At 59.5% G+C, this 21533-nt stretch carries 25 protein-coding genes; 19 read left to right on the forward strand and 6 right to left on the reverse strand.

Annotated features, from left to right (window positions below; translation table 11 throughout):
- Positions 1 to 72: 72 nt before the first annotated feature.
- From fliF to visR, 3 genes are all read left to right on the forward strand, one after another.
- The gene (gene fliF, locus AC1D2R_RS02890) at positions 73 to 1761 is read left to right on the forward strand and encodes a flagellar basal-body MS-ring/collar protein FliF (protein WP_477964535.1); all 1689 of its coding nucleotides are present in this window, start codon (positions 73 to 75) and stop codon (positions 1759 to 1761) included.
- A 314-nt stretch (positions 1762 to 2075) separates the two neighbouring features.
- Entirely contained in the window at positions 2076 to 2822 is a 747-nt protein-coding gene (visN, locus tag AC1D2R_RS02895) for a transcriptional regulator VisN (RefSeq protein WP_477964537.1), read from the forward strand.
- A gap of 11 nt (positions 2823 to 2833) precedes the next feature.
- A complete protein-coding gene (gene visR, locus AC1D2R_RS02900; protein WP_477964539.1) occupies positions 2834 to 3580 on the forward strand; it encodes a transcriptional regulator VisR in 747 nt (248 codons plus the stop codon).
- A gap of 21 nt (positions 3581 to 3601) precedes the next feature.
- Here visR and AC1D2R_RS02905 read toward each other — a convergent pair whose 3' ends face one another.
- The 6 genes from AC1D2R_RS02905 to motA form a co-directional block, all read right to left on the reverse strand.
- Positions 3602 to 4042 (reverse strand): hypothetical protein, encoded by a 441-nt coding sequence (locus tag AC1D2R_RS02905; protein ID WP_477964541.1) that lies wholly within the window; start codon positions 4040 to 4042, stop codon positions 3602 to 3604.
- Positions 4043 to 4046: 4 nt separating this feature from the next.
- The gene (flhB, locus tag AC1D2R_RS02910; RefSeq protein WP_477964543.1) at positions 4047 to 5126 is read right to left on the reverse strand and encodes a flagellar biosynthesis protein FlhB; all 1080 of its coding nucleotides are present in this window, start codon (positions 5124 to 5126) and stop codon (positions 4047 to 4049) included.
- Positions 5127 to 5253: 127 nt separating this feature from the next.
- Positions 5254 to 6294 (reverse strand): flagellar motor switch protein FliG, encoded by a 1041-nt coding sequence (fliG, locus tag AC1D2R_RS02915; protein WP_477964545.1) that lies wholly within the window; start codon positions 6292 to 6294, stop codon positions 5254 to 5256.
- A 29-nt stretch (positions 6295 to 6323) separates the two neighbouring features.
- Positions 6324 to 6920, reverse strand: a complete 597-nt coding sequence (gene fliN / locus AC1D2R_RS02920; protein ID WP_477964547.1) for a flagellar motor switch protein FliN — start codon at positions 6918 to 6920, stop codon at positions 6324 to 6326.
- A gap of 62 nt (positions 6921 to 6982) precedes the next feature.
- On the reverse strand, positions 6983 to 7921 hold the full coding sequence (locus tag AC1D2R_RS02925) for a FliM/FliN family flagellar motor switch protein (RefSeq protein ID WP_477964549.1): 939 nt from the start codon (positions 7919 to 7921) through the stop codon (positions 6983 to 6985).
- A gap of 4 nt (positions 7922 to 7925) precedes the next feature.
- Complete coding sequence (motA, locus tag AC1D2R_RS02930; RefSeq protein WP_477964551.1) at positions 7926 to 8798, reverse strand: flagellar motor stator protein MotA; 873 nt, start codon at positions 8796 to 8798, stop codon at positions 7926 to 7928.
- Positions 8799 to 9048: 250 nt separating this feature from the next.
- On the opposite strand from motA, the gene flgF reads away from it, so the two are divergent.
- The 16 genes from flgF to AC1D2R_RS03010 all read left to right on the forward strand — a co-directional run bounded on the left by flgF (position 9049) and on the right by AC1D2R_RS03010 (position 21476).
- Positions 9049 to 9783: a flagellar basal-body rod protein FlgF gene (gene flgF / locus AC1D2R_RS02935; RefSeq protein WP_477964553.1), complete on the forward strand. Its 735-nt coding sequence runs from the start codon at positions 9049 to 9051 to the stop codon at positions 9781 to 9783.
- A gap of 16 nt (positions 9784 to 9799) precedes the next feature.
- Positions 9800 to 11191, forward strand: coding sequence for a flagellar protein export ATPase FliI (fliI, locus tag AC1D2R_RS02940; RefSeq protein WP_477964555.1), 1392 nt, complete (start codon positions 9800 to 9802; stop codon positions 11189 to 11191).
- Between the two features lie 11 nt (positions 11192 to 11202).
- A complete protein-coding gene (locus AC1D2R_RS02945; protein WP_477964557.1) occupies positions 11203 to 11757 on the forward strand; it encodes a flagellar protein in 555 nt (184 codons plus the stop codon).
- 160 nt (positions 11758 to 11917) lie between these two features.
- Entirely contained in the window at positions 11918 to 12310 is a 393-nt protein-coding gene (gene flgB, locus AC1D2R_RS02950) for a flagellar basal body rod protein FlgB (RefSeq protein ID WP_477964559.1), read from the forward strand.
- A 4-nt stretch (positions 12311 to 12314) separates the two neighbouring features.
- The gene (gene flgC / locus AC1D2R_RS02955) at positions 12315 to 12731 is read left to right on the forward strand and encodes a flagellar basal body rod protein FlgC (RefSeq protein ID WP_037060881.1); all 417 of its coding nucleotides are present in this window, start codon (positions 12315 to 12317) and stop codon (positions 12729 to 12731) included.
- The gene (fliE, locus tag AC1D2R_RS02960) at positions 12731 to 13057 is read left to right on the forward strand and encodes a flagellar hook-basal body complex protein FliE (RefSeq protein WP_477964561.1); all 327 of its coding nucleotides are present in this window, start codon (positions 12731 to 12733) and stop codon (positions 13055 to 13057) included. Before flgC ends, fliE begins: the two co-directional genes overlap by 1 nt.
- Positions 13058 to 13076: 19 nt before the next feature.
- Positions 13077 to 13865, forward strand: coding sequence for a flagellar basal-body rod protein FlgG (gene flgG / locus AC1D2R_RS02965; RefSeq protein WP_477964563.1), 789 nt, complete (start codon positions 13077 to 13079; stop codon positions 13863 to 13865).
- A 17-nt stretch (positions 13866 to 13882) separates the two neighbouring features.
- Positions 13883 to 14365, forward strand: a complete 483-nt coding sequence (gene flgA, locus AC1D2R_RS02970) for a flagellar basal body P-ring formation chaperone FlgA (protein WP_477964565.1) — start codon at positions 13883 to 13885, stop codon at positions 14363 to 14365.
- Positions 14362 to 15474 carry a flagellar basal body P-ring protein FlgI gene (locus tag AC1D2R_RS02975; RefSeq protein ID WP_477964567.1) on the forward strand — a complete coding sequence of 371 codons (1113 nt, stop codon included), beginning with the start codon at positions 14362 to 14364 and terminating at the stop codon, positions 15472 to 15474. The genes flgA and AC1D2R_RS02975 overlap by 4 nt, the downstream gene beginning before the upstream one ends.
- A complete protein-coding gene (locus tag AC1D2R_RS02980; protein WP_477964569.1) occupies positions 15471 to 16019 on the forward strand; it encodes a MotE family protein in 549 nt (182 codons plus the stop codon). Before AC1D2R_RS02975 ends, AC1D2R_RS02980 begins: the two co-directional genes overlap by 4 nt.
- Positions 16016 to 16732 carry a flagellar basal body L-ring protein FlgH gene (gene flgH, locus AC1D2R_RS02985; RefSeq protein WP_477964571.1) on the forward strand — a complete coding sequence of 239 codons (717 nt, stop codon included), beginning with the start codon at positions 16016 to 16018 and terminating at the stop codon, positions 16730 to 16732. Before AC1D2R_RS02980 ends, flgH begins: the two co-directional genes overlap by 4 nt.
- 11 nt (positions 16733 to 16743) lie before the next feature.
- Positions 16744 to 17262 (forward strand): flagellar basal body-associated FliL family protein, encoded by a 519-nt coding sequence (locus AC1D2R_RS02990; protein WP_477964573.1) that lies wholly within the window; start codon positions 16744 to 16746, stop codon positions 17260 to 17262.
- Complete coding sequence (gene fliP / locus AC1D2R_RS02995; protein WP_477964575.1) at positions 17259 to 17996, forward strand: flagellar type III secretion system pore protein FliP; 738 nt, start codon at positions 17259 to 17261, stop codon at positions 17994 to 17996. The genes AC1D2R_RS02990 and fliP overlap by 4 nt, the downstream gene beginning before the upstream one ends.
- A gap of 271 nt (positions 17997 to 18267) precedes the next feature.
- Positions 18268 to 19041 carry a glucose-1-phosphate cytidylyltransferase gene (gene rfbF, locus AC1D2R_RS03000; protein WP_477964577.1) on the forward strand — a complete coding sequence of 258 codons (774 nt, stop codon included), beginning with the start codon at positions 18268 to 18270 and terminating at the stop codon, positions 19039 to 19041.
- Complete coding sequence (gene rfbG / locus AC1D2R_RS03005) at positions 19032 to 20135, forward strand: CDP-glucose 4,6-dehydratase (protein ID WP_477964647.1); 1104 nt, start codon at positions 19032 to 19034, stop codon at positions 20133 to 20135. Before rfbF ends, rfbG begins: the two co-directional genes overlap by 10 nt.
- 87 nt (positions 20136 to 20222) lie before the next feature.
- Positions 20223 to 21476, forward strand: a complete 1254-nt coding sequence (locus AC1D2R_RS03010) for a glycosyltransferase family 2 protein (protein WP_477964579.1) — start codon at positions 20223 to 20225, stop codon at positions 21474 to 21476.
- The last annotated feature ends 57 nt before the right edge of the window (positions 21477 to 21533 follow it).

Below are 21533 nucleotides of genomic sequence, written 5' to 3' on the forward strand. Positions count from 1 at the left end.
CACAAGTTTCGGCCCCTATGGTCGAATGAGGCAATAAGCCTGCTTTGTCTGTGAAGATCGTGCGAGAACAGAATGAATCTGTTAAATCAATTAGTTCAGATTATTAGGAACTTCAGTTCGTTAGGACGGAATCGCTTGCTGGCGTTGGCCGGCATTGGGGTGGTTTCCGTTGCCCTTATTCTGGGCGCGGCCTTTTTGGTCAATAAACCCGCTCAAGAAACGCTTTATGTCGGGCTCGACGCGCCGGATCTGAACCAGATCAGCATCGCGCTTGCCGAAGCAAATATCGGTTTCCAGGTCGGCACGGATGGCACCAGCCTTACCGTTCCCGCAGGCATGACCGGCAAAGCACGTCTGCTGCTTGCCGAGCGCGGCCTGCCGAACAGCGCCAATGCGGGCTATGAGCTGTTCGACAATGTCGGTTCACTCGGTCTGACCTCATTCATGCAGGAAGTGACGCGGGTTCGGGCGCTTGAGGGCGAGATCGGTCGTACGATCCAGTCCATCTCCGGCATCACCGCAGCGCGCGTCCATATCGTCATGCCAGAGGTCGGCAACTTCCGCAGGGCGGAGCAGAAGCCGACGGCTTCCGTCATGATCCGCGCCGGCGCCTCCACCGGACGTACCGCAGCCACCTCGATCCGTCATCTTGTTGCCTCGGCAGTGCCGGGGCTGGACGTCGGCGACGTCACCATCCTTGATTCCGCCGGCCAACTGCTTGCATCCGGCGACGAGGCAAGTAACAGCTCCCTGAACCGTTCGCTGAACATCGTCCAGAACGTTCAGGACGAAGTCGAATCGAACATCGACAAGGCGCTCGCCCCCTTCCTCGGGATGGACAACTTCCGCTCCAGCGTGACGGCCGATCTCAATACGGACAGCCAGCAGATCCAGGAAACGACCTACGATCCGGAATCGAAGGTCGAACGCTCCATCCGCACGACCAAGGAAGCGTCCCAGTCGCAGCAGAAGCAATCCGACAACGCAACCACGGTCGAACAGAACATTCCGCAGGCAGCACCCGACTCTGGCGGCCCCACTGGGCCTGAGTCGCAGGACAAGTCGGATAAGAAGGAAGAGCAGACCAACTACGAAATCAACAGCAAGACCACCGCAACGACCCGTAACAGCTACAAGGTCGAAAAGCTCTCCGTCGCCGTTGTGGTAAACAAGGGTCGTATTGCAAAGATGGTCGGTGAACCGGTCGACCAGGCCAAGGTCGACGCCTATCTGGCCGAAATGCAGAAGATCGTGGCCTCCGCCGCCGGCACCAGCACCAATCGCGGCGACGTCGTCACGGTCACGGCGATGGATTTTCTGGACAACCAGCTCCTCGAAGATACCGGTACCGGCGTCCGTGTGATGGATATGCTGAGCCGTAACCTGGCAGGCATCATCAACTCGCTTGCCTTCGTCGCGGTCGCCTTCCTGGTCGTCTGGATGGGTGTCCGTCCGATGGTCCGCAGCATGGCCGGGGGCGCATCCCTGGAAGGTGACACCTCGCCCCAGAGTGCCGGTCTGGAACTGCCGGACTTTGCCCCGGCGGCCGGCGTGGGCAGCGGGGGCGCGCTGATGGACGGCTTCGGATCGGATTTCGGTTTCGACAGTACGGAAGATCTTCTCAGCCTGGGCGACGACGACGGCAACTTCAATCGCCGCGTCAAGGAGGGTCCGGAACGCAAGCTGAGCCGAATGGTCGAAATCAACGAGGAACGTGCTGCGAAAATCCTCCGAAAATGGGCGGTCGGAAACGCCGCATAACAGAAGGCCGGGCAACCGGCCTTTTTTCATTTGTGCGCGCTCAAAGAAACGGTTCACAGCTTCGATTCGCGTTTGACGCGAATCGTGTTGCCACAAGGCCTAGAATCATCCTAGTTTCAAGAGGCTTTCAAAAGACGAGATCGGTGTGCGAATCGGCGCACAAAATGCAGCGGAAGTAAATCCCAAGAACTCGGAGATAGCGATTTTTCGCGCTTGGCTTAGGCTTGGGTGATTCGCGGAGAAGCTGCATAACGGTTCAGGAAACCGCGGATCTAGCTTCTGTCGTGATCGGTTCTCAGCCGCAGGATTTGCCAATGGACATGCATATATTGCAAGCTCTCAAGAGCGATACGCACACGGCAAACTTCGTCGGCATCGCCGCAACGAACCTGTCATCGCGCGACGAGCTGATAAGTCAGTTGTCCGGAGCTCTAAGCACGGGAAAGTTGCAGCCAGGACTTCGTATCCTAACCGACTACGTCGGCGCTTCTCATTATCTTCTTGCCCGGGCCGACCTGGTCCAGGAAGCCGGCCTGGACTTTGTCGTCACATCGGATTGGCCGTTTGACTTGGTCACCAACCTTGGCGATACGTTTGCCGGAGGCTTTGCCCGCGCCACCGAGCTGGAAAAATGCATGCAGCTTTTCCAGCCCCACTTTGCCCTCCTGCCGGCGACGGCCGAGGTGCCGGACGGCGCAAGCCGCCAGTACTGTTCGCTGATGTTCAACATCGGCCGCTCGCGGCTGGCATTGATGTTCCTGTTCGACGACGGCTTCATCCTGTCGCAGGAGCGGTTGCGAGACGTCGGCCTGCTTACCGCCTATTTTACCAGCTTGCTGCAGTGCGGCGTTTCCAAGAGCGATCGCGACTTCGAGTTGACGGACCGGGAGCTGGAATGCCTCTTCTGGATCGCCGAAGGCAAGACGAGTGACGAGATAGCCATGATCCTCGGTATCTCGCGCAATACCATCAACAACTACATCACCAGCGTCATGCGAAAGACAGCGACAAAGACTCGCTCTGAAGCCATAGCGTTCGCGGTCAGGAACAATCTCGTTTAGGGGAACGGCTAATGGCGCATTCAGTAGGCAGGACCTTAGGCAATTCGGATGGCATGCGGGCTTTGCGCAGCAGCAAGGTTAGCAGCCGATCGGACCTTTTCCCGCGCCTCGTTGCGATGCAGAAGCTTGCCGATGCTCAGAATTTTGCCGTTTACCGAATGACCGGTTCGGGCTTGCCTGCCAAGCAGCGGCTGGTCTGCGAGTTGGAGAATTGGGGTCCCGCCAACGGCGGTTTCAGCAAGGCTTTTGCCGATGCATACGGTGACGCGCTGCTGGAGCACATCGAGAAGTCGCTTCTGCCGTTGGCCTGGGCCGGAGGACACGATCGCGGGCTTCCCGGTCCCGCGGGTATCGGGCCGTTCATGGCGCGCCTGCAGGATGGGCTCGTGCCGTTTTCGGGTATGGCCTTTCCGGTTCGCCTCGGCGCGATCGGAAATGGCTTTGTGGTGTTCACCGGCGACGACCTCCACCCGCCGAGCGACATGATCGTGGAACTGCACGGTCGATCCTGTCATGTGATCATAGACCTCTTGTCTCTGGACGAACGACGCGTGTCTGCCGCCGAGGCGCTTAGCGAGCGCGAGATCGCCTGCCTGCAACTGGCCGGAGACGGGCGGATCAGCGAAGAGATTGCTGAAAAGCTCGGGCTGTCGGTTCACACCGTCAACGCCTATCTCGGCTCCGCGACAATCAAGCTAGATTCGGTCAACCGTATTCAAGCGATCGCAAAAGCAATCCGGCTTGGCTACATCAGCTAGGCCGAAGGACGTGGCGGACATTCAGCTTGCCAGTGCCTGCAGGGGCGGGACGTTGTAACGAGCGTTCTGAAGGCTACGCTCCAGGAAGGCGGTGTTCTCGTCGGGATCGGCCGAGGGATTTTCGAACGCGATATGGTTGATCTCGATGCCCGCAAACTCCGCGGCGAGCGTCAGCTGCGCATACACGGTCACGCCGCGCGGCTTGATTTCGAGATCGATCACGACCTCCGGCTTGCCACCCCATTCCAACGAGTAGCTGCCTCCGTGGCCGAAGTTGACCGTGCCGGGGTGGAAAAACATCTCGGCTGCCGAAGAAACGAGATCGGTAAGGTTGCCGTAGTACTCAAAGCGCAGGATCGAGATCAGGTCTGAAGCATCCAGAAGTCGCAATTCGGTGGCGACCGGGCTGATTGCTTCGGCAAGGATTTTTTCACGCTGGGCAGAGTAGGGGCATTTTTTCATTCGGCTATCTTACCCGTTTGTTCTTGGCCTGGGTCGCGTAAACCCGATGAATGAGCTCTGCGACGGCCTTGTAAAATACAGACGGGATGACGTTATCGACCGAGACTTGCGCAAACATGGAGCGCGCGAGAGGTGGATCCTCGAAAACGGGAATCCCGTTCGTTTCCGCGATTTCTCTGATTTTCAAGGCGATTAGGTCCTGGCCCTTTGCAATGACAACGGGTGCATCATTCTCTTCTCGCACGTATCGCAGAGCCACCGCGTAGTGAGTCGGGTTGGCGATCACCATGGTCGCTCGGGGTACACTGGCGATCATTCGGCGCCTCGCGCGGTCGCGCATCAGGGAGCGTTGGCGGCTTTTTACGAATGGGTCGCCTTGCGACTGCTTGTTTTCTTCCTTCACCTCATGCCGGGTCATCTTGAGTTCGGTGAACCAATGATGCCGTGTCCAGAAGAAGTCGGCGATAGCGACCACAGCAGTCGCGATGAGGACGACGATCGTAATCTTCTGCATCCCCGACATCATGCGCGTGAAAATCGTCGAAGGATCGGAGAACATTGCGTCGATCGCGCCGAAATATTCGCTCCTCAGAACGAAGAACATCACGACACCGACGATCAGGATCTTGACAAACGATTTGCCGAACTCGATCAACCCCTGCACACTGAACATCCGTGACCAGCCCTTGGCCAACGAAATGCGCGAGAATTGCGGACGTATGCGCTCAAGCACCGGCGTCGGCAGGTTTTGTGCGATCGACGCCGCGACGCCAAACGTCATGAACAGGATCATGGCCGGCGCCAGAAGTGCCGCGGCAACCCAGGCGAGATGCACGAACAGGGACAGTGCGTCCGGACCGGTCTCGAGCTTCCATTGATCCGGCTGTTCGAAAATATCCTTGAGCGCCTCTCCAACCCGACTGAGGCCTGTCGGCAGGAAGAAGATCAGATAGATAAACGTGGCAAGAACTGTCGCAAAAAGCGGCAGCTCACGCGAAAACGGCACGTTGCCTTTTTCCGCCGCGTCGCCTTTCTTTTTCGCGGTAGGGTCTTCTGTTTTGCTGTCCTTGTCGTCGTCGGCCAAGGTCGAGACCCTCCATCAAAAAGAAACGGCCGCACCAGAGTGCGGCCGTTTCCAAAGCTACCTGTGGCGACTGTCCCAATCAATCGCGACAATCGAAAGCAGCCAAACTGTGCACAACAACAGCGCCTTATGCCGCTTCCGCGCCGTCGCCTTCCGCTTCCTTGAGCTGGATCTGGCCGGAATTGGACAGGCGAATCGCCTCCTGGGCAATGGCGCGTCGTGCGATTGCTATCTCGCGCGGGTTGATACCGACCGTTCCGCTCTGCAGATCCGACTCGATCATGCGGCGCTGGCGCGGGCTGATCGAGGCAAGAGCCGTCTCGCGCATCTCCGAGGAGGCGCCCCGTAGCGCCATGGTCAGGATATCCGCCGCAGTGTCGTTCAGCAGCATCACGCGACTGCGCTGCGGCATGAGCATGAGGTCCTCGAACAGGAAGATCTTCGGACGGACCTTGTTGACCGATTCGCGGCTGATCGATTCCAGCGACGTAAGCAGCGTATCGACCTGCGGCTTCTCCATCTCGTTCATCAGTTCCGCGACCTTCGCCGAACCGATCGAATTCTTCTCCGCATCGATCTCGGCAAGCAGCGTCATCACCTGCTTCTCGATGATCAGCGCGGCCTTCGGGCTGACGGCTTTCAGGTTGACCGTGCGGTTCATGATATCCGCTCTCCTGCTGTCCGGGATCTGCATCAGGACCTTGGCGCCGAAGGAGGACGGCATCATGGAAAGGATGTAGGCGACAGTCTGCGGATGTTCGCGCAGCAGGAACTTGCCGATGAAGACGGGGTCGCCTTCGCCGAGACGGTCCCAGATAGACGTTTCGTAGCCCTGGAAAGCCGTGCGCCGGCCCAGCAGGCTGTCCACTTCATCAGGCGTGAGGCCTTCCTCGAGGATGCTTTCGATTGCCCGGGCGTTGTCCATCAGGCCCGCGCCCTCGGTGAAGAGATCCTCGAACTCTGCGACGAGACTCAGCAATTCATCCGGCGGGATGGCGCGCAATGCCTGCGCCGATCCGATAATTGTCTGCAGCTCGGCTTGCGTGAAATACTTCAACAGCCTGCCAGCGACCCCTTTTCCCATAGCGAGAAGAACGGCCGCTGCTTTTTCAGCCTGGGTCAACGGTTTCCCGGCAAGAGCGCCGCCGAAATCGTCAAAGTCCATCATGGTCTAACCTCTCCGTCCCAACATAGGGATCAGGCTCTCTTTGTGCTCAGAACTTCAATCAACTTCACACCAAATCGCGTGTCGTCGTTTTCCAGAACAGTGATCTCGCCGCGCGCAATCTTGCGACCGTTGACCATAATTTCGACCGGCTCGCCGATCTTCTTGTCGAGGGCGATCGTCGCGCCCTCGTTGAGGTTCATCAGGCCGGACACCTGCATGCGGCTGCTGCCGAGCATGATCTGAACATCGATCGGAATATCCAGGATCAGGTCCAGGTTCGACTGCATGGCGCTGCCAAGCGGTGCTGCGACCGAGGCGGAAGCGCCGAACGACGAATCGCCGAACGACGAATCGCCTAGGTCTGTGGCTCCATCGAAGTCCGTGGCACCAAAGTCCAAGGAGCCGCCGAATGTCGTCTCGCCGACGGCGTCGAGATCGCCGCCGAAGGTCGAGAGATCGGTGCCGCCGCCAAACGCGTCGGCTTCGTCGCTGAAATCAGGCATTGCGCCGTCCGCGTCGGTCTTCAGAACGCCGCGCAGGTCGTCGATAGCCTGATCAAGTTCGGCCTCGTTGCCCGGAAGCTCTAGTGAAAGATCGCTGTTCTGGTTTGTCTTATTCGTCGCCATGAAATCACTATTCCAGTTGAAACTTGCCTCAACCTGCCTTGGGGCAGGGGGACGGAAATGGGCTAATTCATTAAGTGGCGGATGAGCTCGTCATCCGAGTTGATCGTATCCTTGACCCGAACGGTATAATGCTCGCCCGAGCGTCCAAACTCACACACGTACAGGTCCCTGCTGTTGGCGCTGACATCGACCCGCACGTCGCCGCTGTCATGGAAGGGGATCACGTCGCCTGCTGCCAGTTTCGAGATCGTCCTGAGCGTCAGGTCCTGCAAGCGAATCTTGGCATCAAGGGTGACCTGTGAGCGATGCACCTGCTCCGTGAGTTGTTCCGTCCACATGGATGATTTTGCGGTCTGGTTCTGCGCTCGCGGGGCGGTAACCGTGGTTTTCAGCAGTGCTGCCTGCGGCGCGATCAGCGAGAACTCGGACGTAATCCCGGAAAGCGTGATCGACATGGTGATGGCGGCAGCGAATTCGTCGACCTTGTCGTCGGCGGATTTCGTCGCAGTTTCGATCGCATGCGGCTGCTCCAGAATGGGCTCGAAGCCGCCTGGCGCGTTCACGGCGGAACGAAGCACGTTGGCGATCTTTTCGAAGACCGTAACGGCAAGTTCCAGCTCGATGGCGGAAAGCACGCGGTCGGCGGGTTGCTCCACTGTTTCCGGCGACGCTCCCAACAGGTGTTCCATCAGGGTGATGATGAAGCGGTTGCCGCAAGCGAGCGTCACATTCTGCGACCAGTTGCGCAGCACCGCATGAACGAGCGTGACGCTCTCGCCAAGAGCGGCAATCAGGTCGCTTTTATAGCCGCGGTGACAGCCGATGTAGCTTACCACGACGTCCAGATCGGTTTCGCTCTTGATGATGTCCGGCAGGAATTCGCAGTAGACGTTGCCGAAGGAGCTGCAGAGCTTTTCGATCGTTGTGCGGTCGCCCAGCCTGCCTGTCAGCTTCGCGAGAAGAGCGTCGTCCATCACGGGTTTCTTGAGTGGAGCATTCATGTGCTTATGCCGCCTTGTTCTCGCCGCCGGGGTTCATCATTTCCTGCTCGACGGCATCGATGGAGGGTCGCTCATAGGCCGAAATCGTCTTGCGGCCGTATTCCAGGGCGACTTGTGGTACCGAGCCGTTCATGTAGGCAAGCAACGTCTGCTTCACGATGACGTAGAGACGATGTTGCTTCGAACGCACAACCTTGATCTGCGAGACCAGCGGCGAGCAGAGGCAATAGGAAAGCAGAATGCCGAGGAAGGTTCCGACAAGCGCGGAGCCGATCAGGTGGCCGAGAACTTCTGGCGAATCGTTGATATGAGCCATCGCCTTGATGACGCCGAGAACGGCGGCCACGATACCGATCGCCGGGAAGGCGTCGCCCATAATCTGGATGGCGTGATACGGCTTCATCTTGTCGTGAAGGATCGTATTGATCTCTTCATCCATCAGCGCCTCGATCTCATGCGAGCGGGCATTGCCGATGATGATCAGGCGCACGTAGTCGCAGATGAACGCCGTGATCTCCTTGTTCTTAAGGACAGTCGGAGCCGCTTGAAAGATCGACGATTCCGCCGGGTTGTCGATGTGGGCTTCAATCTCGTTGCGCGACTTCGTGCGCAGGTCGCGCATGAGCGAATAGAGGACGCCGAGCGTATCGAGGTAGTTCCGCTCCTTCGGGACGGAGTGCTTGAAAGCCTCTCCAAGCGCCTTTCCCGAATCCTTAACGACCTTCATCGGGTTGGCCATGATGAAGCTGCCCAGGCCGGCGCCGCCGATGATCACGAGTTCGAATGGCTGCCAGAGCGCGTCTATATGCCCGCCCATCGCCATGAAGCTGCCGACGATGCAGCCGCAGGTAATCACAAATCCGATAATGATATTCATCGTCAGTCCAAACCTGATCGTTATTTTCAACCGAATGGATAGGACTGTTGGCTTGCGTGAGGCTGATGATCGGCCCTGAAAACAAGCCTCCTGCATGCCAGCTTCGCACAAGGATTTGCTGTCAGGTTGCAGGTGACGAATGGGCATCCGTGCCCGTTTCTGAGATGCCGCCTCAGCGAGCCCGTGGTCGAACCGACTGCAAACGCATGGGTCTCGTACTGTTCATCGCCAATGCCAGGAGCTTACCTTAATGCAATCCGGTCTTTATGTTTCGTTGTCGTCCCAGATGGCGCTTGAACGGCGCCTCGATACTATCGCCGACAACATGGCGAACGTGAACACGACCGGTTTCCGCGGTACGGAGGTGAAATTCAACCAGATGCTGAGTGAGACGGGCAACAAGATCAATGCCAAGATCGCCTATGTCTCGCAGGGCAATGATTATCTGTCCGGTGACAATGGCGAACTCGAGCACACCGGCAACATGCTCGACTTTGCGATCAAGGGTGATGCATGGTTCTCGCTTGAGACGCCTGCCGGCAAGGTTCTGACCAAGGACGGCCGCTTTACGCTGAAGGATTCCGGGGAACTTGTGTCCGTACGCGGTTACCCGGTCCTCGATGCCGGTGGTGCGCCGATCCAGCTCAACAAGGCCGGCGGAGAGCCCAAGGTAGGCTCTGACGGGTTGATCTACCAGGACAACAAGCAGGCCGGTTCGCTTGGTCTGTTCGAAACAGACATCAGCAAGGGTTATCTTCGCTATGAAAACAGCGGGATCATGACCACCGAAACGCCGCGCGCCATCACCGACCGCTTCAATGTCGGTGTCCAACAGGGCTATCTGGAAAACTCCAACGTCAATGCCATGCGCGAAATCACGCAGCTGATCGAAGTGAACCGGGCCTTCGAGAGCATAGCCTCGCTTTCCAAGGACAGCGAGGCTTCCTTCGGCGAGGCGATCAAGACGCTCGGGGGCAGCCGCTAGGCGGAAGATCTGAAGCATGTCGAACGCACCCCTCACCGAAGGCGGCCTCTCGCCCAAGCTCTCGCACCTCGCAGGCCTGGTGGAGCGCTACGCCAACCCGGCTCTTCTCGTCGCTCCCGGCGGCCACGTGCAGACGATTGCGGCAGGCCACTACACCGTCACCGGCATGTCGCGCCATGTACGCCTGGGCGAGTTCGTCGCTCACAAATCGCCGACCGGCGTCCACCTCGGCGAAGTCGTCAGGGTGGAGCCGGAGCTGACCTATGTTTGCCCGATCGAACCGGGCGAGCCGATCGGCATCCACGACACTGTGATACGCAAGGGCGCCTTTCGGATTTCCCCGTCCGCCAGCTGGTGCGGCCGCACGGTCAATTCGCTTTGCGAGCCGATCGATGGCCTCGGCCCGATCTCCGAGGGGCTGGACCGCCGCTCGATATCGAATACAGCGCCGCCCTCGATGACACGCCAGCGCGTGGAAAAGGGTTTCAAAACAGGCGTACGGGCGATCGACATTTTCTCGCCGCTCTGCCTTGGGCAGCGCCTTGGCATTTTCGCCGGCTCGGGTGTGGGCAAGTCGACGCTCCTGTCTATGCTCGCGCGCGCCGACGCTTTCGACAAGGTTGTGATCGCGCTGGTTGGCGAGCGCGGCCGAGAAGTGCGCGAATTCATCGAAGACACCCTTGGCGCCAACATGAAGAAGTCGATTGCAGTTGTCGCAACCAGCGACGAAAGCCCGATGCTCCGCAAGATGGCGCCGATGACGGCCGTAACGATCGCGGAGTATTTCCGGGATCAGGGCGAGAACGTCCTCTTGATCGTCGACAGCGTAACCCGCTTCGCCCACGCGATCCGCGAAGTCGCCACTGCCTCGGGAGAGCCGCCCATCGCACGCGGTTATCCAGCTTCGGTATTCACGGAGTTGCCGCGCCTGCTGGAGCGAGCCGGACCGGGTCCGGAAGGTACGGGAACGATCACCGCAATCATCTCCATTCTCGTCGATGGTGACAACCACAACGATCCAATCGCCGACTCGACCCGCGGTATTCTCGACGGCCACATCGTGCTGCAGCGCAGCCTCGCCGAGGAAGGGCGCTATCCCCCGATCGATCCTCTGGCCTCGATATCGCGCCTGGCGCGCAAGGCCTGGACGCCGGACCAGGAAAAGCTGGTCTCGCGTTTGAAGACGCTGGTTCATCGGTTCGAAGAGACACGCGATCTGCGGCTGATCGGCGGCTACCGGCAGGGCGCTGATCCGGATCTGGACATGGCGGTCAAGCAGGTACCGATTATTTACGATGTTTTGAAACAGTCGCCCGGCGATGCCGATTCGCAAGACGCCTTCGCCGACCTAGCCGGCGCGCTGAAGGCAGCTGCTGGAATCGGCAGCCAGCCGGGCATTCGACGATAGAAAGGCGACATGTGACCGATTTCGACGATGACGAGAAGATCGCCCCGCTGAAGCCGGAGGGGCGCCGGAGAACCGCCTTTCACGACCGCGCGCTGACCGTGGCCGGCCTGCTGCTGGCCGGCGCCTCCGCGGTTTTCCCATGGTACGTCTTCTTCAACGAGGACAAGTTCGGCATCAGCGTCGCGCAGGGAGATCGCACGCGCGATCTGCCGGACTGGCCGGCGCGCAACGTTCTCAGTGTCTCCCCACTGGCGATGGCCAACAAGAACCAGCCTGACACGACGCCTGAAGTCCCGGTCGATCCACTGACGACGGCGACGGTCTCCAGCATCGGCGAGGAAGATGACAAGGGCGTCCCGGCCGAGGATCAGCCGTTCCCCGGCAATTCTGGCTTCCGCCTTCTGCATGTGGCGAACGGCAGGGCACTGATCGAGGATACATCAGGGATGTACGTCGTCCGCGTCGGCTCGATCCTCCCGGACGAGAGCCGCTTGGCGACACTGGAAGAGCGCGACGGCAAGTGGGTTATCGTGACCTCGAAAGGCGATATCTACCAGCGCAACTAGGATTGGTGTTTTCGAATCCCTGGAAGGCTCCTCCGGCAACGGGGGAGCCTTCTTGCATCCATCGAAGGGTCCTTTCGCGCCCATTTCTAGACCGCATTCTCCGTAAGTCTGACGCAAGATTACCGTCGTAGGTTCACGACAGTAAAAACGGAGAGTTCCTATGCAACCCATTCAACTATTCGACTTGGCCTCGCGGCAGGCGGAATGGCTGACGATCCGTCAGGAGGTTGTTGCCGGCAACATCGCGAACGCGAACACGCCGAAATTTCGCGCCAAGGACATTACGCCCTTCCAGGCTGTCCTCGAAAAGTCGGACGTGACGATGGCGCGTACCGACCCGGCGCACCTGAGCGGCAACGATCTCAGCACCAAAAGCGATATCGACGTTAAGGATGCTGCGCTTGATCAGGAAGTCGGTATCCAGGAATCCGGCAACACGGTCGGTCTCGCAGAGGAGCTTTCCAAATCCGGCGAAATCAAGCGCCAGTATGAGCTGAACACATCGCTCGTCGGTTCCTTCAATCGAATGATGCTTATGACGGTGAAGAACTAAGATCATGGACCCCTTGTCAGCAGCCCTTAAAATTGCAGGTTCCGGGCTCGAGGCGCAATCGACACGTCTTCGCATCGTTTCGGAAAACATCGCCAACGCCCGCTCCACCGGGGATACGCCCGGCGCCGATCCGTATCGCCGCAAGACGATCACCTTCGGCGAGGCTGTCGATCGCGCAAACGGCGTAACGACGGTCAACGTCAAGAAGCTCGGCGTCGACGAATCGAAGTTCACTACCGAATACGATCCGAGCAATCCCGCTGCGGACGCGAAAGGTGTCGTCAAGCTGCCGAACGTCAACATGCTGGTCGAGATGGCCGACATGCGGGAAGCAAACCGTTCCTATGACGCCAATCTGCAGACCATCAAGCAATCCCGCGACCTGATCTCGTCGACGATCGATCTTTTGAAGAGCCAATGATGATTAACAGTATTGCCAATATCAGCTCCCTGTCGGTGACGCGCGACCTCGCCGGCGTCGACCTCGGTAAGTCCACTGCCTCGTCGTCTGCACAAAGCGCAGTCGCCGATGGAAGCTTTGCGTCCGTTCTCGGCAACGTTGCGAACGGTGCGGTCAACACCCTGAAGAATGCGGAAAGCATGTCCTTCGCGGGTATCAAGGGCACCGCCACGACGCGTGAAGTCGTCGACGCAGTTATGCAAGCTCAACAGACACTTCAGACAGCAATCGCCCTTCGCGACAAGGTCGTCTCGGCCTTTCTCGAAGTCACAAAAATGCAGATGTAGTTGATTTAAGGACGAAGCCATGAGAGCGCTTGCCATTGCTGCCACGGGCATGGATGCCCAGCAGACCAATCTTGAAGTCATCGCGAACAATATCGCGAACATAAACACGACCGGCTTCAAGCGCGCCCGCGCTGAATTCACGGACCTGCTCTATCAGACCGAACGTGCCAAGGGTGTCTCCAACCGAGCCAACCAGGCGATCGTTCCGGAAGGTGCCAACATCGGCCTCGGCGTGCAGACGTCGGCTGTCCGCAACCTGCACATCCAGGGGGAACTCGCGCAGACCGGCAACGATCTTGATGTGGCGATGGTCGGCCGCGGCTTCTTCCAGATCGAGGCCCCGGACGGCACGACGCTTTACACACGCGCAGGTGCTTTCAACAAGAACGAGACCGGCCAGATCGTAACGGTTGACGGATATACCGTCGCACCGAACATCACCATTCCGCAGGGCTCCACCCAGCTGACCATCAGCCGTTCTGGTGAAGTCTCGGCAAAGCTTCCGGGCGCAACGGATCCCACGGTCCTCGGCCAGCTGCAAATCGCGGACTTTGTCAACGAGGCTGGCCTCCAGCCGCTCGGGGACAATCTTTTCGCCGAGACGCCGGCATCCGGTCAGCCGGTGGTCGGCACGCCTGACGAAGAGGGCTTCGGCTACCTCAAGCAGAGCTATCTGGAATCGTCGAACGTCGATCCGGTGAAGGAAATCACCGAACTGATATCGGCCCAGCGCGCCTACGAAATGAACTCCAAGGTCATCACCACCGCCGACGAAATGGCCTCCATCGTCAGCAAGAACCTGAAGTAACAGGGAAGAGCCGAAACATGATGTTTTGTCGGGTTAGAAACGTCCGCGGATGGGCAACAGCCGCCGCGATCGTCGTCACCAGCATTGTCTCGCCGCCGGCGCTCGCCGCCGGGTTGGGCTATGCCGTGGTCCCTACGACGACCATCTATCCCGGCGAGACCATCTCCGGTGCCCAATTGCAGGAGGTCGAGGTGACCAATCCCAACCTGGCGGGCGACTATGCAAAGTCGATCGGCCAAGTCGAAGGAATGGTATCCAAGCGGACATTCCTGCCCGGACGTACGATCTCGATCTCGGCGCTGCGCGAACCCTACACGGTGACACGCGGCTCTTCGATCCGCCTGGTCTTCACGCTGGGCCCGATGACGATCTCGGCTGCCGGATCGCCGCTCGAAGACGGCATGACAGGCCAGCTCGTGCGCGTTCGCAACATGGATTCGGGTGTCATCGTCAGCGGCACGGTGCTCGCCGACGGCACAATACACGTGGCCGCAAAATGAAGATAATTTTTCGCCTTTTCATCACGCTTGCATTTCTGTCTCCGAACTTCGCGCCTGCCGCTGCAATGACGTCGCGCATCAAGGACATTGCCTCGCTTCAGGCGGGCCGCGACAATCAGCTGATCGGCTACGGCCTAATCGTAGGCCTTCAGGGAACCGGCGACGGTTTCCGTGCTTCGCCGTTCACTGAGCAGTCGATGCGTGCGATGTTGCAGAATCTCGGCATTTCAACCCAGGGCGGCCAGTCCAACGCCAAGAATACGGCCGCCGTCATGGTCACCGCCAACCTGCCGCCTTTCGCAAGCCCGGGCAGCCGCATCGACGTTAGCGTCAGTTCGCTTGGCGACGCCACGTCACTGCGCGGCGGCACGCTTGTCATGACCTCGCTGTCGGGTGCCGACGGCCAGATTTACGCAGTCGCGCAGGGCTCTGTCGTCGTTTCCGGCTTCACCGCCCAGGGCCAGGCCTCGACTGTCACTGAAGGTGTCACCACCGCCGGTCGTGTTCCGGGCGGCGCCATCATCGAACGCGAATTGCCCTCGCGCTTCAAGGACTCCGTCAACCTGGTCCTGCAATTGCGCAATCCCGATTTCTCGACCGCCGTCAGGATCGCAGACGTCGTGAACGGCTACGCTTCACGTCGCTTCGGCGGCCCCGTCGCCGAAGCGAAGGATGCCCAGGAGGTGATCGTCCAGAAACCCCGGGAAGCCGACCTTACCCGCCTCATGGCCGATATCGAGAACCTCGCTGTCGAAACCGACACGCCTGCCAAGGTCGTCGTCAACGAGCGCACGGGAACGATCGTCATTGGCGCTGATGTGCGTGTTTCGCCGGTTGCCGTCAGCTACGGTACGCTGACCGTCCAGGTGACCGAAACGCCGCAGGTCATTCAGCCAGAGCCGTTCTCCCGTGGAGTGACCGCAGTTCAGCCGCAGACGGATATCGCGGCCCAGAAGACGGGCGGCAAGGTGGCGCTGCTCGACGGACCGGATCTCAAGACGCTGGTGGGGGGCCTCAATAACATCGGCGTCAAGCCGGACGGTATCATCGCAATCCTCCAGGGCATCAAGTCGGCCGGTGCGCTGCAAGCGGAGCTTGTCCTGCAATGATGAAGTTCCCTGGTCCGAACGTGGTCATTTCTGAATTGATGCGACGTCTGGCGCTGCCCGTTGCCGCAGTCGTGCTGTTGACGATTCCGGGCGCCTTCGCACAGGAGGTACGCCCGACGGCTGGCGGTGAGCTCACCTCGGAGGAGGAGATCAAGCAGTTCTGCACGAATATTGCCGATCCGGCACGCGACCAGCGCTACCTGCTGCAGAAGCAGGAACTGGAGAAGCTGCGCGCCGATGTAGACACCCGCATTGCCGAGATGCAGAAGCGCAAGGATGAATATCAGGATTGGCTGAAGCGCCGCGATGTCTTCCTGAAGCAGGCCGAAGCGGGCCTGACGGATATCTATAAGAAAATGAAGCCGGACGCTGCTGCCTCCCAGCTCCAGGAGATGAGGATCGAAGTCGCTGCAGCCGTCGTCATGCGGCTCAATCCGACGCAATCGAGCCTCATCCTGAACGAGATGGATCCGAAGAAGGCCGCGGTCATCGCCAACATCATCGCCAGCGCGTCCGATCCCACTACGTCGAAGGATCCCTCATGAACAAGCTCCTCCCGGCGGCAATCAGTGCCGTAGCTATTCTCGCGGGCTGCGCGTCGCCGCAAGCGGTCAACGAGATCGGCCGAGCTCCCGCCATGAGCCCGATCGGCAGCGGCCTTGCCTACGGCCAGACCTCGCAGATGTCGATGTATCCAAAACAGCCGCGCCAGGTCGCCCAGGGCTATTCGCTCTGGAGCGATTCCCAGGCCGCGCTGTTCAAGGACGCACGCGCGCTCAATGTCGGCGATATCCTGACGGTCGATATCGCGATCAACGACAAGGCTTCGTTCGACAATGAAACGAACCGCAGCCGCACGAACTCCAGCGGCTTGAACTGGGACGTCGATGCCAACGTGATGGGCTGGAATCCTCAATCCAAGACCGATGTGACCTATGGTTCCGACACCAGTACCGATGGCAAGGGAAAGATCGAGCGCTCGGAAAAACTGAAGCTCATGGTCGCCGCCGTCGTCACCGGTATCCTCGAGAACGGCAACCTCGTGATCAGCGGCTCTCAGGAAGTTCGCGTCAACCAGGAAATCCGTATTCTCAACGTCGCCGGTATCGTGCGTCCACAGGACGTCGATGCCGACAACCAGATTTCCTACGAGAAGATCGCCGAAGCACGCATCTCCTACGGCGGCCGCGGTCGCCTGATGGAAGTGCAGCAGCCTCCGCGCGGCCAGCAGGCCGTCGATCTCTTCTCGCCGCTCTGAGGCCGAACACGATGGCAAACGCAGAAGCGCCCGAAGGCCAGTCGAAAAAGAAGTCGGCCGCCATGATGACGATCATCGGTCTTGCGGTCCTGACCCTGCTCGGCGGCGGCGGCGGCTGGGTCGTCGGCAGCATGGTTGCCCCCAACATCAAGGGCGCGGCCCAGGAAGAGCAGGCAAAGGAAGCCAGGGACGCTGCCACGCAAAAGAAGGAAGCTGAGGCTGGCCTGCCCCACATCTCGACGGAAGCCAATAACGTCGTGCAGCTCGAGCCGATCACGTCGAACCTTGCCTATCCCTCGGAGAATTGGGTTCGTCTGGAGATCGCCCTGCTTTTCAGTGGTCCACCGGACGTGAAGCTTGCCGAGGATATTCATCAGGACATCCTGGCCTACGTCCGCACGGTTTCGTTGCAGCAGATCGAAGGCCCACGCGGCTTCGAATATCTTAGGGATGACATCCAGGAGCGTGTTGACCTCCGAGCCCAGGGACGCGTATCGAAAATCATGTTCAGGACCTTCGTCATCGAATGATTCGATACCTCGTGATTTTGGCTGCCATGATGGCGGCGCCCGAGCTGGCACAAGCCCAGCAACTGCCAACGAACCTGCTGAACTTGCCGGTTGACGGTTCGGTCGCCGCGTGGATCATCAGGACCTTCGGACTGCTCACCGTTCTTTCGGTCGCGCCGGGCATCCTGATCATGGTGACGAGCTTTCCGCGCTTTGTCATCGCCTTTTCGATCCTGCGCAGCGGTATGGGTCTTTCATCTACGCCCTCGAACATGATCCTGCTGTCGCTGTCGCTTTTCATGACCTTCTACGTCATGCAGCCAACCTTCGACCAGGCTTGGCAAACCGGCGTGCAGCCGCTGCTTGTCAACCAGATCAACGAACAGCAGGCAATCGAGCGGATCGCCGAGCCGTTTCGTACGTTCATGACCCACAACACACGCGAGAAGGACCTCGCGCTGTTTGTCGATCTGGCGCGCGAACGGGGCCAGACGGTCGATACCGGTGAGAAGATCGACTATCGCGTGCTGATCCCCGCTTTCATGATTTCGGAAATTCGTCGCGGCTTCGAAATCGGGTTCCTGGTCGTGCTTCCGTTTTTGGTCATCGACCTGATAGTCGCAACGATCACCATGGCGATGGGCATGATGATGCTGCCACCGACATCGATCTCCCTGCCGTTCAAGATCCTCTTCTTCGTCCTGATCGACGGCTGGAATCTGCTTGTCGGCAGCCTTGTGCGATCGTTTCACTGACGATTGCTTTCGTCCACTTCGATCGTCGGCCGGGCATTTCTCCAGGAGGAGAATAGCGCAAGCCGTTCACCGCGGAACCCTATTTTTTACCTATAATGATGCGGTACCGCTGCGCTCGTGCAGGCAAGGTTCACACAAGTGTCTTCCGGAATAGATGGAGGCATTCCTGCTACCGGATTGTCGTCTATATGACCCATGAATGCCCCTGGTTTCCCGCTCTGGACACGAAAGTCCGCGGTCACATTTTCCCAACTGAGCCGCGGCGGTTCATATGAAAGTCGTTATCCTTGCCGGCGGCCTGGGCTCAAGGCTGGCCGAAGAAACGTCCGTTCGCCCCAAGCCGTTGGTCGAAGTCGGCGACAAACCGATCATCTGGCACATCATGAGCATCTACGCTCATCACGGGCTGAACGATTTCATCATCTGCGCCGGCTACAAGGGCTACATGCTGAAGGAATACTTCGCAAACCTCGCCCTTCATCACAGCGATATCACGGTGGATCTCGGCCGCAACAGCATCGAGTATCACGGTGGTTCGGCGCCAAACTGGCGCGTTACTGTCATTGACACAGGGATCAACACGCTGACTGGCGGGCGCATCAAGCGCATCCGGAAGTATCTGCCCGACGACGAGCCCTTTTGCCTCACCTATGGTGACGGCGTGGCGGATATCGATATCACCGCAGAGATCAAGTTCCACCGCAGCCATGGCTTGGACGGGACCGTCTGTGCCGTTCTTCCCCCCGGCCGCTTCGGCGCGTTGGAGATGTCCGGTGATCTCGTTTCGAATTTCGCCGAGAAAGTCCGTGGCGACGGGCAGCGGATCAACGGCGGCTTCCTGGTGCTGCAACCCTCGATTATCGATCATATCGAAGGGGACGAAACGGTCCTCGAGACCGGTCCCCTGGAAAAGCTCGTCCGGCTCGGCCAACTCGCCGCGTTCCGTCACGACGGGTTCTGGAGACCCATGGATACGCTTCGCGAGCGTACGGAACTCGATGAGCTCTGGCGATCGGGCAAGGCGCCCTGGAAGGTCTGGGCATGACGAATTTCTGGGTCGGACGCCGCGTCTTCGTCACTGGGCACACGGGCTTCAAGGGTGCATGGCTCTGTCTGTGGCTGGAGCGCATGGGCGCCGAGGTCTACGGCGCGGCTCTGGCTGCTGAGCCTGGCTCGCTGCATCAGCTTGTCGCTCCCTCGTCGGGACAGCACCATACGACGCTCGACATCCGCAACAGGGACGAATTGGCGGCGGCGCTGAAGGCCGCGCGGCCCGAGATCGTGATCCATATGGCGGCCCAGGCACTGGTTCGCCGCTCCTATGCAGATCCGGTGGAAACATTCGCTGCGAATGTCATGGGTACGGTGAACCTGCTTGAAGCCGTTCGTGCGTCGGGAACCGTGAGTACGGTGCTCGTCGTCACATCGGACAAGGTATATGAGAACCACGGCGAGGGCCGGCCGTTCTCCGAGCTCGATCCTCTCGGCGGCAAGGACCCGTACAGCAATTCCAAAGCCTGCGCCGAGCTCGTCTGCAAGAGCTATCGCGACAGTTTCATGGCCAAGCAAGGCATTCTGGTCGCCACTGCGAGAGCCGGCAACGTCATCGGCGGCGGTGATTGGGCCGAGGGCAGGCTTGTCCCGGATTTCATGCGCGCCATCGGCGACGGCAAGAGCATCAGTCTGCGCTATCCCGACGCGGTGCGACCGTGGCAACATGTGCTCGAACCGCTCAGTGGATATCTTGCAATGGCCGAGGCACTCGCCACGCGTCGGGGCGAACTGCCGGAGGCCATGAATTTCGGACCCGACCCGGACAGCTTTGCAACCGTAGCCGACGTTGTCGATGCCCTCAGCGCGGCATGTGGCCTGCCGAGGGGTTGGGAAATGGCTCCCGGCGCGCACCCGCCGGAGGCCGCGACCCTGACGCTGACCTCGCAGCTTGCCGCAGCCTCGCTCGGTTGGAGGCCAAGGCTCGATCTTGGCGAGACGATCGAGTGGACGTCAGCATGGTATGCCGCCCATCGCGCGGGACGGGCGATGCGTTCGTTCACACTCGACCAGATCGAGCGCTACGAGGCGCTGGCGCCGACGAGCGCGCTCGTATCGGTACATGCGCGCATGGCCATGGCCGGCTAGGCGGGCATGGTTGCTACAAAGATCCAGTGAAGACGACGAGCTCCGGCTGCGGTTTCGAGCCGGCCGGTCGCTCAGGGAGATTGCCAAATGACGACCGAGGATATCAAGCTCAGCATCTGCATTCCGACCTATAACCGGTCGGCTTTCTTGCGTCGGGCGCTGCAGTACTATCGCGAGAACATCGATTTTCCCTTCGCGTGTGAAATCGTAATCTCCGACAATGCCTCCACGGACGATACGTCTGCGCTGGTCGAGGAGTTCATCGGCCATGGCCTGCCCATCAGATACTTCAGGCGCGCCACCAATGGCGGCCTTGAAGTCAATGTTATGAGCGCCTTCCATCTTGTCAGGGGCAAGTATGCCGTCTACGCCGGGGATGACGATCGGCTCATCATGGACGGGCTGGGGGAAGCGGTCGACTATCTCGACGCCAACCCTGTCGTCAGTGCCTGTTATGCCCCATGGTACCAGCATAACGAGATCGAGGGTCGCGACACGCACCAATTCTTCGAACTCGAAAGGGACATACGCTTCGCGCGGCGTAGCTATGGCGAAGTCTTCGACTTCGTGACCGAGCGTCACATCTTCCCGGAAGCGGCAGTCTTCAATGTTTCAGTTTTGAGGTCACTGCCGATTCCGGGCCTGTTCTGCTACTCTCCCTTCATGCATCTTGCCCACTTCCTCGATTTCGGTGATATCGCCTTCCTTAGGAAGCCATTCTATCGCTCGATCATCCAGAGCGCGATTGCTCGCGATCGCGTTCAGGCCGGGCACGACGAAGCCATGACGTCATGGGATCGATACCGCGGAGGGCTCGAATACTTCCTGCATACCGGACTGAAGCGCGGTGCGATGACCCTGAGCGGGGATCGCGGCAGCCGCTACCAGCAAGTGATTCAGCAGTTCGTCTTCGTTCGTATGAGTATGGCCCTCAAGCTTTGGCTTGGCAGGAAGAACTATCTGAAAGCACACGAGATCTACGTGCGACTGGCTGCAAATGGCCTCGGCGGCACGCCGGACCTCCTACCGCTGCGGGATATACTGCCGCGCATGGCGGCCTTGCAGGCGCTTGCCTGGACCGCAGGCGCGGTCGCAGGGATCAGCCAATTGGTCCTCCACGGCATTGGCAACATAGTGCCGGTCGAACAAATGCTGCGCGAGCTCGGCTTGCCGAAGGAGATCTCCGTGATCGACAAGATGGACGGCGACGAGAAAGCCGACATCGCGAAAACCCTGGTCCTGGTGCCAGGTGACGCCGAGAGGCAGCAGTATCTGGATCGCGGCTTTATGCAGAACCTCGTTCTGCGCGAACCGGACCTCTCTGCGTCGATCCTGGTCTAGGGGTCGGCGTCCAGTCACCGGCTGCGATTTGTTCCGGCATCTCGTGCTCCGTCGTTT

The sequence above is a fragment of the Rhizobium sp. P1_C7 genome, assembly GCF_056406295.1.